This window comes from Kineococcus sp. AC630 (assembly GCF_979255925.1).
This window is the reverse complement of record NZ_CEEDMJ010000011.1, coordinates 131,764-144,780: the sequence shown is the minus strand read 5'-3', so window position 1 is coordinate 144,780 and position 13,017 is coordinate 131,764. Positions and strand designations below refer to the sequence as shown.

Below are 13,017 nucleotides of genomic sequence, written 5' to 3'. Positions count from 1 at the left end.
GCAACGCTCCAGTCGACGTCCAGCTGGCCGCTGGACGTCAGGCTGGCCCCCGCAGGGACGCGGCGCTCCCGGGCCGGGTTCCGTGCGGGATGATGGGGCCATGCGTTATGCCGAGACCGTCGTCGACCTCGTGGGCGGTACCCCGCTGGTCAAGCTCAACCGCGTCACCGAGGGCCTGGCCTGCACGGTGCTCGCGAAGGTCGAGTACCTCAACCCCGGTGGCTCCGTGAAGGACCGCATCGCGACCCGCATGATCGATGCCGCCGAGGCCGAGGGGCTGCTGAAGCCGGGCGGGACGATCGTCGAACCCACGAGCGGCAACACGGGGGTCGGGCTGGCGCTCGTCGCGCAGCAGCGCGGCTACAAGTGCGTCTTCGTCTGCCCGGACAAGGTCAGCGTCGACAAGCGCAATGTCCTCAAGGCCTACGGGGCCGAGGTCGTCGTCTGCCCGACGGCCGTCCCGCCGGAGGACCCGCAGTCCTACTACTCCGTCTCCGACCGCCTGGTCCGTGAGATCGAGGGCGCCTGGAAGCCGGACCAGTACAGCAACGTCCAGGGCCCGCGCAGCCACTACGAGACGACCGGTCCCGAGGTCTGGGCCGACACCGACGGCAGGATCACGCACTTCGTCGCCGGGGTCGGCACCGGGGGGACCATCACCGGCACCGGGCGCTACCTCAAGGAACAGGGCGACGTGAAGGTCATCGGCGCCGACCCGGAGGGTTCGGTCTACTCCGGCGGCACCGGCCGCCCCTACCTCGTCGAAGGCGTGGGTGAGGACTTCTGGCCCACGGCCTACGACCCCTCGATCCCCGACCAGATCATCGCCGTCTCCGACGGGGACTCCTTCGCGATGACCCGTCGCCTGGCCCGCGAGGAGGGGCTCCTCGTCGGGGGCTCCTGCGGGATGGCCGTCGTCGCGGCGCTGCGCGCGGCGAAGGACCTCGGCCCCGACGACGTCGTCGTGGTGCTGCTGCCCGACAGCGGCCGCGGCTACCTGGGGAAGATCTTCAACGACGACTGGATGTCGTCCTACGGGTTCCTCGACTCCGGCTCCAGCGGGACCGTCGGTGGGGTGCTGCGTGCCAAGTCGGCCGGGCTGCCCGCGCTGGTGCACACGCACCCGACGGAGACCGTCCACGACGTCATCGAGATCATGCGCGAGTACGGCGTCTCGCAGTTGCCCGTCGTCGGGGCGGAACCGCCGGTCATGGCCGGCGAGATCGCCGGCGCGGTGAACGAGCGGGAGCTGCTCGACGCGCTGTTCACCGGCAAGGCGAAGATGTCCGACGCCGTCAGCGCGCACATGGGCCCGGCCCTGCCGCTGGTCGGTGCGGGGCAGTCGGTCGAGGACGCCCGCGCGGTGTTCTCCAGCGCGGACGCGGCCGTCGTGGTGGAGGACGGGAAGCCCGTGGGCGTCATCACGCGCCACGACCTCCTGGCCTACCTCGCCATCTCGCACTGAACGACTCCTGGGGAACTTCCCACCCTTCCCGGCTCGCGGAAGGGTGGGAAGTTCCCCAGGAGTGGGTCGAGGGTCAGTAGCGGATCGCGTCGATGACCTTGGCGCGCACGGCCATCGTGGCGGGGACGAGGCCGGCGAGGGCGCCGACGGCGGTCGCGGCGACCAGGCCCTCGACGGCGGCCTCCAGCGGGAACGGCGGAACGTCCTCCAGGGTCACCCCCGCCGGCAGGACGGACTGCAGCGGGAAGTTCGAGATCAGGATGATCGAGAGCATCACCGCGAGGAAACCCGCCACGAACGTGGCCGCGACGGACTCGAAGAGCACGGCGAAGAACACCCGGCTCCCCGTCGCCCCGAAGCTGCGCCGCACCCCGATCTCCCGGATGCGCTGACGCACGGTCACGAGGCCGACGTTCAGCACCCCGATCCCGCCGAGCAGCAGCGCGAAGATCCCGACGCCGCGGACCCCGTAGGCGAGGATCGTGTCGAGGACGTTCAGCTCGTCACCGGCGTCCTGGCGCTGCACCGAGACGGAGTACCCCGGCAGGCTGGCCTGGACCTCGGTCTGCAGGGCGGAGACGAGGGCGTCCGCGTCGGCGTTCGGCACCCACAGCTCCAGACCCGGCGGGGAGGAGTTCGCCGGGTCGCCCAGCAGGTTCCAGCGCTGCGCGTCGGCGTTGAGGACGTAGGCGCCCGGGGTCGTCGCGTCGTAGCTCGCGGAGGACGAGATCCCGACGACGGTGGCGGTGACGGGGGTGTCGCCCCCGAGGACGACCGTCAACGGGTTCGCGGGGTCGAAACCTCCGAGCTGGTCGGCGAAGGCCTGGTTCACGATGAGGCGGGGCGAGAACGCGTCGTCGTCGCCCGCGGAGAACCAGCGGCCCTCGGAGGTGATGACCCGGTGCATCGTGCCGTAGCTCGGGTCGACCGTCGTGGCCGTGACGAGCTGCGTCCCGGCGGGGAAGCGGACGGTGAGCTGCCCGCCGCCGCCGTACTGGTAGGACGCCAGGCCCCACCAGGACACCTCGTGCCGCGTGGCGGCCTCGCGCAGGGCGGTCTCCACCGTCTGCACGCCGTCGGCGGAGTTCGTGCCGTTGCTGTAGGCGTCGACCCGGAGGGTGGCCGGGCGACCGCTGGAGCGTTCGGTGGTCTCGCCGACCATCTGGCGGGCCATGTTGCCGACGGCCGTGATCGTGGTCATCGCGAACACCGCGAGGAACACCCCGACCAGGGACAGCACGACGCGGGTCCGGTTGACGCGGATCTCGCTCCAGGCCTCGGAGATCGCCGCGAAGAACCCCATCACATCGTCTCCCGGTGGGCCGTCGCGCTCGCCAGGGTGTCCGTCGTGATCTCGGTGAGGACGCCGTGGTCGAGACGGAACTGCCGGTCGGCGCGCGAGGCGACGGACAGGTCGTGGGTGATGGTGACCAGCGTCGTGCCGTCGTCGCGCACGAGTTCCTCGAGCACGTCCATCACCGCCGAGCCCGTGTCGACGTCGAGCGCGCCGGTGGGTTCGTCGGCCAGCAGCACGCGGGGACGGCGGACCAGGCTGCGGGCCAGCGCGACCCGCTGCTGCTCACCGCCGGACAGCTTCTCCGGCATGGTGTCGAGGCGGTGGCCGAGGCCGACGCGTTCCAGCATGGCGCGTGCGGTCTTCTTGCGCCGCAAGAAGTCCCGACCGGTGCCGTACATCAGCGGGTTGGCGACGTTCTCGGTCGCGGTGCGGCCGGGCAGCAGGTTGAACTGCTGGAAGACGAACCCGAACGTCGCGCCGCGCAGCTTCGCCGTGCGCCGGCCGGACAACCCCGAGACGGGTTTCCCGTCGAGCAGGTACTGACCGCCGGTGGGCGCGTCGAGCAGGCCGACGATGTTGAGCAGCGTGGACTTCCCCGACCCGGAGCGCCCCACGACGGCGATGTGCTCGCCGCGCGCGATGTGCAGGTTCACCCCGGTGAGGATGTGCAGGTCCTTGCCGTCGGGCAGGCGGACCGTGCGACTGACGTCGGTGAGGCTCACCACGTCGTCCGATCCGGTGGTCGACCCGGTGGTAGAGGTCTCCATCAGTAGCCCATCCCGAACATGCCCGAACCGTCGCTCGGGGTGTCGGTGTTCGGGACGAACTGCAGGATCTGCTGGTTCTCGGTGAGCCCCTGGGTGATCTCGACGTTCTGGCCGTCGGTCAGGCCGAGGCTGACCTCGGTCTCGACCTGGGAGCCGTCGTCGGCGACGACCCAGACCTTGCCCTTCCCGACGCTGCCCTGGACCGCGGTGACGGGGGCCAGCAGGACGCCGGTCGCGTTGCCGGCCGTGACGTCGACGGTCGCGCTCAGCCCGGCGAAGACCTGTACCCCCTGCGGTACGGCGCAGGAGACGGTGGCGCCGGTCATCGACGCGGACGGGTCGGAGTAGGGGTCGACGTAGCCGCCGTTGCCCGGGTCCGAGGGCGCGGGGGTGGTGGTGGGGGTCCCGGTGCGCAGGCCGGTGCACTCGAACGTGCCGGGGCCACCGGGCACGGTGACCTGCGCGGTCGTCGGCGGGGCGAGCAGGCGGAACTGCTGGGCCTGCGTCATGGGAGCCGAGATCGAGAGGGTTCCCGGGCTGACGGTCGCGACGGCGTCCCCGACGGTGACCGCCTGGTCGGCGAGCACGTCGAGGGTGGCGAGCTTCCCGGCGACGGTGGAGACCGGCGGGTCGGTCGTGACGACGACGGTGAACAGCGGGGTGCCCTTGTCGACGGTGTCGCCGACGTCGGCGCGGACCTTGCCGACGACCCCGGTCGTGGTGTTCTTCACGGTGGTCGCGGGGTCGGCCTGGATGCTGCCCTGCAGGGACACGGTGTTGGTCACGTCCCCCCGGGTGACGGCCGCGGCGGGCGGGTCGACGACGGCGGAGGGGCTGGCGGCCGCGTCGGCGTCGTTGCCGGACGGGCGGACGAAGGCGATGTAGAGCAGGGCGATCGCGATGACGGCCCAGACGACCAGTCTGAGGGCGGGGAACACGACAGTGCGGACAACGCCCACAACGGCACCTCCGGGTGTTCTCGGGGGTGGGTCGCTGGTGCACGCTGCAGGCTGCCGGTCCCCCGAACGGCTGGGCCGGAACCTAGCAGCGTCTGTGTGATCTTCGTGGGACGTACGAGAAACCTCCACGAACCGCGTCGACGGTCACGGGTTCAACCACCCCCGCAGCGTCGCCGCCTCGCCCGCGAGCAGGTCGGGGTCGTCGCCCGGGACGAACTCCAGGAGCACGTCGTGGTCACCGCCCGCCGCCCGCACCAGCTCGAACGCCCGGTGCCACAGCGAGTGCCGGGACCGCAGGGGGAGCCGGGTCGTGCCGGGCCACCAGGAGAACGCGTGCACGGTGCTGACCCGGTCCACCAGCGCCGCGAGCTCGGCGATGGCCGCGTCCTCACCCGCGTCGACGCTCGGCTGCCAGTACGTCGTGAGGGTGCGGGCGCCGACGAGTTCGTCGACCTCGGTGAACAGGCGCCGGGTCGACTCCGTCGTGTCGGTGAGGGTGCCGCCGTGGGACTCCGTGCCGATCTCGACGCCCGCGTCGTGGGCGCGCCGGACGGTCTCGGCCAGCGAGGCGACGACCCGCAGCCGGTCCACCGGGCTGGCCTCGGCCGACCCCTGGTCGCCGGCCCAGACCCGGATCCGGGGCGCGCCGAGGGCGGTCGCCGTCGCGATGACGGCGTCGGCGTCGTCGTGGACGCCCGCCCGGTGGTAGGAGCCGTAGGAGGCGACGGTCAGGCCGGCGTCGGCCGTGCGCCGCGCCACGTCGGCCGCGGTGGCGACGTCGCCGACGGGCACGTGGACGTCACCGCCCCACTCCACGCAGGACAGGCCGGCCGCCGCGGCGAGCTCCAGGACGCCGTCGACGTCGAGCTGTCGGTACGTGATCGAGCACAACCCGGGAACCAGCACGTCCGGATCCTTGCACGGGGCGACCGCCCTGGCCTAGCCTCTGGAAAGCGCATTCCCGAACTCTCTTGGAGGCAGCGATGGTGCACCGCCTCGGTGTGGTCATGAACGGCGTCACGGGCCGGATGGGGTACCGCCAGCACCTGCTGCGGTCCGTCCTGGCCATCCGCGAACAGGGCGGGGTGGAGCTCCCCGACGGTTCCCGGGTCCAGCTGGAACCCCTCCTGGTGGGGCGTTCCGAGGACAAGCTCCGCGAGATCGCCGAACGCCACGACCTGAAGCACTGGACGACCGACCTCGACGCGGCGCTCGCCGACGACGACTACCCGCTCTACTTCGACGCGCAGGTGACCTCCGCGCGCGAACGCTCGATCCTGCAGGCGATCGCCGCGGGCCGCCACGTCTACACCGAGAAGCCCACCGCGGAGAGCGTCGAGGGAGCCCTCGAACTCGCCCGCGCCGCCGCCCGCGCGGGGGTCAAGAACGGCGTCGTCCACGACAAGATCTTCCTCCCCGGGCTGCGGAAGCTGAAGCGCCTCGTCGACTCCGGGTTCTTCGGCGAGATCCTCTCCGTCCGCGGGGAGTTCGGCTACTGGGTGTTCGAGGGCGACTGGCAGCCCGCGCAGCGACCCAGCTGGAACTACCGTGCGGAGGACGGCGGCGGGATCGTGGCCGACATGTTCTGCCACTGGAACTACGTGCTGGAGCAGACCATCGCCCCCGTCGAGGCCGTGACGGCGAAGGCCGTCACCCACGTGCCGATCCGCTACGACGAGAAGGGCGAGGCGTACAAGGCCACGGCCGACGACGCCGCGTACGCCATCTTCGAGCTCGAGGGCGGGATCATCGCCCAGCTCAACTCCTCGTGGGCCGTCCGCGTGGACCGCGACGAACTCGTCGAGTTCCAGGTCGACGGGACCCTCGGCAGCGCCGTGGCCGGGTTGTTCTCCTGCCGGGTCCAGCCGCGATCGGTGACCCCGAAGGCCGTCTGGAACCCCGACCTGCCCGAACAGCACCGCTACCGCGACGACTGGGCCGTCGTGCCCGACAACGAACCCGTGGACAACGGGTTCAAGGTCCAGTGGGAGCAGTTCGTCCGCCACGTCGTCGCCGACACCCCCCACCCCTACGACTTCCTCTCCGGCGCACGGGGTGTGCGCCTCGCGCAGGCCGGACTGGAGTCCTCGGCGCAGGGACGGCGCGTGGAGATCACGGAGCTGTCGCTGTGACCACGCTGACGCAGGGGCGTGCGCTGACGGGGCAGGTGCTGCGACTGCCCCGTCGGGGCAGCGACGGTTCCGTGGAACTCGTCGAGCACGCCGTGCACGAACCCATCGCGTGGGAGGTCCCGTCCGGGCCGGCCCGGTCCCGGACGGTCTTCGCCGCGGCCCACGTCGTCCCCCGGGCCGGGGCCGAGAACGTCCCCGGCGCGGTCGCCGACCTCGACTGGGACGCGACGCTGGCGTTCCGGCGCCGGCTGTTCTCGCTCGGTCTCGGGGTGGCCGAGGCGATGGACACCGCGCAACGCGGGATGGGTCTCGACTTCGCCGCGACGACGGAACTCGTGCGCCGCAGCGCCGCCGAGGCCGCGGCCGTCGGCGGCGCCATCGCTGCGGGGGTGGGCACCGACCAGCTCGCCCCCGGCCCGCACGGCCTCGACGTCGTCCGCGCCGCCTACGAGGAACAGCTCGCGATCGTCGAGGACGCCGGCGCCCAGCCCATCCTCATGGCGAGCCGGCACCTCGCCGCGAGCGCCCAGGGCCCGGAGGACTACCTCGCGCTGTACTCCGGCCTGCTGTCCCAGGTCCGCCGGCCCGCCGTGCTGCACTGGCTGGGGGAGGTGTTCGACCCCGCGCTGGCCGGGTACTGGGGTTCCCGCGACGTCGCCGCGGCGACCGACACCTTCGTCGAGCTGGTGCGGGCCAACGCCTCCCACGTCGACGGGGTCAAGGTGTCGCTGCTCGACGCCGACCACGAGAAGGCGTTGCGCGCCCGGCTGCCCGAGGGGGTCCGGCTCTACACCGGCGACGACTTCAACTACCCCGACCTCATCCAGGGCGACGGGCAGTTCCACTCCGACGCCCTGCTCGGCATCTTCGCGGGCATCGCGAACGTCGCCGCCGCGGCGCTGGTCCGCCTCGACGCCGGTGACGTCACCGGGTTCCGGGCGGCCCTCGACCCGACGGTCCCGTTGGCGCGGCACGTGTTCGGGGCGCCCACGCCCTACTACAAGGCGGGGATCGCCTTCCTGAACTGGCTGGACGGCCGCCAGCCCGGGTACGCGATGGTCGGGGGTCTGCACTCCGCCCGCAGCGCCGTGCACCAGGCCGAGACGTTCCGCCTCGCCGACGAGGCCGGCGTCCTCGGCGACCCCGACCTCGCCGCGCGCCGACTGCGCGACTACCTCGCCGTCCACGGCTTCCCCGTCTGAGCCCCACCCCCGCGCGGGGCCTCAGCGGGGCGGGCGCAGGTCCGCCCAGAGCGAACCTGCGCCGTCGAGCAGGTCCAGCTCCGTCTCCACCGTGAGCGGGGTCCCGCGCAGTTCCGCCGCCCGCAACGACGTCGCCACCGCGTCGGCGTCGGCGGCGGAACCGTCGACGGACAACGTCGCGTGCCGTCCGCCCGGGGTGAGGCGCAGGGTGACCCGGGCGTCGGTGCAGACCCGCAGCGCGGGAGCCAGGACGGCCCGCACGGCGGCGACGAACTCGGGTGGGTCCTCGACCCCGGTGCCGCGGTCGTCGACGACGTCCACGGTGCAGCCGCGCGCCCGGGCCTCGCGCAGGCCGGCCCGGACGGTGTCGTCGAGGAGTTCGCGGGCGCGCAGGTCGTCGCGCAGCTGCCGTTCCAGCACCAGGGCGCCCCGGGACAGCAGCGACCACGTCGGGGCCTCGGGCCGGGTCATCGCGACCCGCCGCAGGAGCGGTACGACACCGTGCTCCAGGTCCTCGCGGCGTTCCCGGGCGCTCGCGTCCCGGGCCTGCGTGCTCGCCTGCGCGGCGATCGCCCGTCCGGTGTCGGCGTCGTAGCGGGCGACGTCGCGGGCGGTGCGGTCGAAGACGAACCGGACCCCGACCGAGGCGGTGAACCAGACGATGGCCGGCTGGTTCAGCGCCGCGAACACCACCGCCCGGTCCGGTAGGTCGGAGCCGGCGACGAGGACACCGAGCACCGCGGCGGAGGCGAGTTCGGCGATCAGTCCCGGCAGCCACTGCCGGCGCATCACCAGTGCGGCGACGATGATCTGGGTCAGTCCCGGCCAGTAGTCGCCGTAGGTGCGCCACAGCGACTCGTCGAGGAACGGGGTGACGGCCAGCCCGCTCAGCGGTACGACGAGCGCCATCCCCAGGGCGGCGCGGGTGGAGAGGTCCAGCGGCCGCCCGAGCAGGGGGCGGACCGCGACGGCGCTCACGATCAGGACGACGGTCAGGGCCAGCAGCGACAGCGCGGGCGCCCGGTGCTGGTGCAGGGACAGCAACGCCACCAGCGGCCCGTGCGAGAACAGCCAGATGACCGTGCCGATGAGACAGGCCCGCTGGACCCCGGTCACCCCACGACCTCGGCGGTGACGTCCAACAACGGGACGCCGAGCAGGACGACGGTGCCGATCCCCGGGACCGAGCGCACCAGTGCCCGGCCGCCGACGACGTCGGCCCGCCGACGCACCGAGACCGCGAGCCCGAGGCGCGGGGTGGCGCGACGGGTGTCGAACCCGACCCCGTCGTCGCGCACCTCGACGCTGAGGCGGCCCCGCGGCACGTCCGCGCGGATCCGGACCCGGACCGTCGGCGCAGCCCCCGCCGACGACCCGTGCCGCACCGCGTTGCGCACGGCCTCCGCCGTCGCCGCGACGAGGGCCTCGAGGGCCTCCGGGGCGAGGCGGCCGACGGGGACCCGTGGCGTGCTCAGCACCGCCTGCGGGTGCAGCGCGAGGACGGTGTCCTGCAGGCGGGACACCGTCTCGTCCAGCCCGACCGGTGCCGGGTCGCGCAGACCGGGGGACCCCGCGTCGATGCTCACGAGCGCCCGCTCCGCGGCGGCCGCGGCGCGCACCCGGTCGGCGACGTCGTCACGGGCGTGCGCGGTCAGCGACAGCGAGGCGAGCACGTCGTCGTGCACGATGCCGTCCCAGTGGGAGTTCTCCAGCTCCACCGCGCGGGCCGCGGCCGCGGCGACCGCCGCGCGATCAGCGGTGGTTCGGGCCGACTCGACCTGGTGGGCGGCGTCGTGCACGGCCTGGACGGCGACGGACACGGCGATCGCGACGACGAGCAGGCCGACGGCCTCGAGGACGCCGACGTCGGGGGCGACGAACCAGACGCCGCTGACCTGCAGCAGCCCCCGCAGGGCGAGGTGCAGGACCGTCAGCCCCAGCGTTCCCCCCAACGACGGCGCGGCCACCGCACCGGCGCCCACGGTCAGCGCGGAGAGCGCCAGCACCCACGGGACGTCGTCGTCGGCGCGGGTCGCCAGCAGCGGGTAGCCGGCCAGGGCCAGGTCACCGAGGACGACCAGACCCCACGCGGGGACCTGGCAGGAGCCCCGGCGAACGGCCTGGGTCAGCAGCACCGCCAGCATCACCAGGTAGCCGGCGCAGATCGAGGCGGACCAGGCGACGGGGAACTGCGAACGCCCGGCGAGCAGGTTCGTCACGACGGTCGGTGCGACCGAGACCAGACCCAGGGCCAGGACGAGCGCCAGGAGGCGGTGGACGCCGCGGCGCGTCACCTCAGGTCAGTCCCGCAGGTCACGGGGACCCGGGGCGGGGGAGGCCAGCGGGGCGAGGACGCCGTCCTCGACGGCACGGCGGTAGAGCTCCATGCGGGTGTAGGCGGGCCGGTCCAGCGCCGCGTACTTCGCGCGGATCCGCTTCAGGTAGCTCTTGGCCGTCTCGAGCGTGACGCCGAGGCGCAGGGCCACCGACCGGGCGGGCATGCCCCCCGCGTACAGCTCCAGGACGCGTCGCTCCTGGGGGGACAGGTGCGACGTGAGCGTCTCGTCGACCTGCAGCGCGGCCGCGGTCTCGGCGGACTGCAGGGTGTCGCCGTCGGCGATGGACCGCAGCGCCTCGGCGACCGTCGCGACCGGGCGGTCCTTGAGCAGGACCCCCTGGGCGCCGGCCTGCAACGCCTCCAGCGCCTCGGCGTGCGCGCGTCCCTCGGTGTAGACGAGGACGCGGCTGCCGGCTTCGAGGAGGGAGCGGACGTTGTCCGCCGGGCGCGAGGCGTCGCCCAACCTGAGGTCGAGCAGGACGACGTCCGGCCCGGGGGCTCCCTGCAGCTGGAACAGCAGGTCGGGGACGGTCGGTGCGGTGGCGACGAACTGCAGGCCCGCGTCCAGCCGGGCCAGCTCGAGCTGGAGACCGGTGAGGAGCGCGGGGTGGTCGTCGACCGCCGCGATGCGCAAGATGGTCACGTCGGTCCTCCTTCCGCGCCGAGGCTACCGGGATCTTGGACCGCCTGCTGCCGGGCGGGGACGACGGTGCACCCCGAAAGGGGGGTGTCCGGATGGTGCCGACCAGGTACCCCCCTCTGCGAGGATCGTCGCAGGCACCCCGCCGGGGGGACGGGTGGCCGAGCATGCGCTGGGGGGCGTACGCACACGAGGGGACGGTGCCCACGGGCACCGTCCCCTCGTGGCGTCAACGGGTCAGTCGCCCGTCGAGACCAGACCGATCTGGCAGGTCAGGCCGTTCGGGCCGTGGTTGCAGTAGCCGTTGGGGACCTTGTCCAGGTACTGCTGGTGGTAGTCCTCGGCGTACCAGAACGGGCCCGCGTCGGAGGCCTTGCGGATCTCCGTCGTGATCTGGCCGTGCTTGTGCTCGCTGAGCTCGCGCTGGAACGTCTCGCGCGTCTTCTGCGCGGCGTCCCACTGCTCGTCGGTGGTCGTGTAGATCGCGGACCGGTACTCCGTGCCGCGGTCGTTGCCCTGGCGGAAGCCCTGGGTCGGGTCGTGGTTCTCCCAGAACGTCTTCAGCAGGACCTCGGGGCTGACCCGGGTGGGGTCGTAGGCGACCAGGACCGTCTCGGCGTGGCCGGTGCGCCCGGTCGTCGACTCGTCGTAGGTCGGGTTCTTCGTGAAGCCACCCTGGAAGCCCACCGCCGTCGTCACGACGCCCGGGACCTGCCAGAAGATGCGCTCCGCGCCCCAGTAGCAGCCCATGGCGAACGAGATCACCTCGGTGCCCTCGGGCCACGGGCCTTCGAGCGGGGTACCGAGGACCGTGTGGGTCGTCGGGACCTCGAAGCGTCGCGTCTCCGAGCCCTTGAGGGCCTCGTCCGCGGTCACCATCGTCGTCTTGAACGGGTTGCCGAACAGCACGTCACCAGCTCCTTCTCCGCCGTCGTGTCTTCCTCAACCACGGTCGCGGCCCGGACGTTCCCTACTCTGGACCTCGTGACTGATGCGCAGCTGCCAGGCTTCTCCACCCGAGCCATCCACGCCGGCCAGGAGGCCGATCCCTCGACCGGGGCCGTGGTGACGCCGATCTACCAGGTCTCCACCTACAAGCAGGACGGTGTCGGCGCGCTGCGGACCGGGCTCGGCGCGGGCTACGAGTACTCGCGCTCCGGCAACCCGACCCGCGCCTCGCTGGAGACCCAGCTCGCCGCCCTCGAGCAGGGTGCCGCCGGGTTCGCCTTCGCCTCCGGTCTCGCCGCCGAGGACGGGATCCTCCGGGCCCTGCTCAAGCCCGGCGACCACGTCGTCATCCCCAACGACGCCTACGGCGGCACCTACCGGCTGGTGAAGCGGGTCGTCGAACCGTGGGGCGTGGAGCACACCCCGGTCGACCTGGCCGACCTGGACGCCGTGCGCGCCGCCGTCCAGCCCGGCCGGACCCGCCTGGTGTGGCTGGAGACGCCGACCAACCCGCTGCTCACCGTGGGCGACATCGCGGCCATCGCCGAGATCACCCACGCCGCGGGGGCCCTGCTCGTCGTCGACAACACCTTCGCGACGCCCTACCTGCAGACGCCGCTGACCCTCGGCGCCGACCTCGTCATCAGCTCGACCACCAAGTACGCCGGCGGGCACTCCGACGTCGTCGGCGGGGCCGTCGTCGTGCGCGACGGCGAGGACGGGCGGGGGAACTCCCTCGCCGAGCGCATCGGCTTCCACCAGAACTCCCTGGGCGCGGTGCCCGGTCCCTTCGACTCCTGGCTCGTCCAGCGCGGGCTGAAGACCCTCGCCGTCCGGATGGAGCGCCACTGCGACAACGCCGAACGCGTCGTCGAGTTCCTGCAGTCCCACCCGCGGGTCACGAGGATCCTGTACCCGGGCCTGCCCGAGCACCGCAACCACGACGTCGCCGCCCGGCAGATGAAGCGCTTCGGCGGGATGATCAGCTTCCGCCTGGCCTCGGTCGAGGACGCCCTGAAGGTCTGCGGGGCCACGCAACTGTTCACCCTGGGGGAGTCCCTCGGCGGGGTCGAGTCCCTCGTCGAGCACCCCGGCCGGATGACCCACGCCTCGGTGGCGGGTTCCCTCCTCGAGGTCCCCGACGACCTCGTCCGGCTGTCCGTCGGGATCGAGGACGCCGACGACCTCGTCGCCGACCTCGCGCAGGCGCTGGGCTGAGTCGCACGGTGGGATCGTTGCCTCCCCGAGGACGTTGAGCGACCCCGGGGA

General features: G+C 72.8%; 12 protein-coding genes. 4 read left to right on the top strand and 8 right to left on the bottom strand.

Going from position 1 to position 13,017, the window contains the following annotated elements:
- Positions 1-100: 100 nt before the first annotated feature.
- The gene (locus AC0I8G_RS13545; RefSeq protein WP_380258897.1) at positions 101-1,465 is read left to right on the top strand and encodes a cystathionine beta-synthase; all 1,365 of its coding nucleotides are present in this window, start codon (positions 101-103) and stop codon (positions 1,463-1,465) included.
- Between the two features lie 73 nt (positions 1,466-1,538).
- On the opposite strand, the gene AC0I8G_RS13540 is transcribed toward AC0I8G_RS13545, so the two are convergent.
- From AC0I8G_RS13540 to AC0I8G_RS13525, 4 genes are all read right to left on the bottom strand, one after another.
- Positions 1,539-2,768 (bottom strand): ABC transporter permease, encoded by a 1,230-nt coding sequence (locus AC0I8G_RS13540; RefSeq protein ID WP_471730368.1) that lies wholly within the window; start codon positions 2,766-2,768, stop codon positions 1,539-1,541.
- A complete protein-coding gene (locus tag AC0I8G_RS13535) occupies positions 2,768-3,529 on the bottom strand; it encodes an ABC transporter ATP-binding protein (protein ID WP_471730367.1) in 762 nt (253 codons plus the stop codon). The genes AC0I8G_RS13540 and AC0I8G_RS13535 overlap by 1 nt, the downstream gene beginning before the upstream one ends.
- Entirely contained in the window at positions 3,529-4,488 is a 960-nt protein-coding gene (locus AC0I8G_RS13530) for a permuted SH3 domain-containing protein (RefSeq protein ID WP_471730366.1), read from the bottom strand. The genes AC0I8G_RS13535 and AC0I8G_RS13530 overlap by 1 nt, the downstream gene beginning before the upstream one ends.
- A 144-nt stretch (positions 4,489-4,632) precedes the next feature.
- Positions 4,633-5,394, bottom strand: a complete 762-nt coding sequence (locus AC0I8G_RS13525) for a sugar phosphate isomerase/epimerase family protein (RefSeq protein WP_471730365.1) — start codon at positions 5,392-5,394, stop codon at positions 4,633-4,635.
- A 77-nt stretch (positions 5,395-5,471) separates the two neighbouring features.
- Between AC0I8G_RS13525 and AC0I8G_RS13520 the strand changes: the two genes are divergently transcribed.
- On the top strand, positions 5,472-6,620 hold the full coding sequence (locus AC0I8G_RS13520; RefSeq protein ID WP_471730364.1) for a Gfo/Idh/MocA family protein: 1,149 nt from the start codon (positions 5,472-5,474) through the stop codon (positions 6,618-6,620).
- Between the two features lie 44 nt (positions 6,621-6,664).
- Entirely contained in the window at positions 6,665-7,822 is a 1,158-nt protein-coding gene (locus AC0I8G_RS13515; protein WP_471730406.1) for a dihydrodipicolinate synthase family protein, read from the top strand.
- A 21-nt stretch (positions 7,823-7,843) separates the two neighbouring features.
- On the opposite strand, the gene AC0I8G_RS13510 is transcribed toward AC0I8G_RS13515, so the two are convergent.
- From AC0I8G_RS13510 to msrA, 4 genes are all read right to left on the bottom strand, one after another.
- Entirely contained in the window at positions 7,844-8,938 is a 1,095-nt protein-coding gene (locus AC0I8G_RS13510) for a hypothetical protein (RefSeq protein ID WP_471730363.1), read from the bottom strand.
- Entirely contained in the window at positions 8,935-10,116 is a 1,182-nt protein-coding gene (locus AC0I8G_RS13505) for a sensor histidine kinase (protein WP_471730362.1), read from the bottom strand. The genes AC0I8G_RS13510 and AC0I8G_RS13505 overlap by 4 nt, the downstream gene beginning before the upstream one ends.
- A 6-nt stretch (positions 10,117-10,122) precedes the next feature.
- A complete protein-coding gene (locus tag AC0I8G_RS13500) occupies positions 10,123-10,803 on the bottom strand; it encodes a response regulator (RefSeq protein WP_471730361.1) in 681 nt (226 codons plus the stop codon).
- A 234-nt stretch (positions 10,804-11,037) separates the two neighbouring features.
- Positions 11,038-11,679 (bottom strand): peptide-methionine (S)-S-oxide reductase MsrA, encoded by a 642-nt coding sequence (msrA, locus tag AC0I8G_RS13495; RefSeq protein WP_380259226.1) that lies wholly within the window; start codon positions 11,677-11,679, stop codon positions 11,038-11,040.
- Between the two features lie 105 nt (positions 11,680-11,784).
- Between msrA and AC0I8G_RS13490 the strand changes: the two genes are divergently transcribed.
- Positions 11,785-12,966 carry a cystathionine gamma-synthase gene (locus AC0I8G_RS13490; RefSeq protein WP_471730360.1) on the top strand — a complete coding sequence of 394 codons (1,182 nt, stop codon included), beginning with the start codon at positions 11,785-11,787 and terminating at the stop codon, positions 12,964-12,966.
- Positions 12,967-13,017 lie beyond the last annotated feature (51 nt).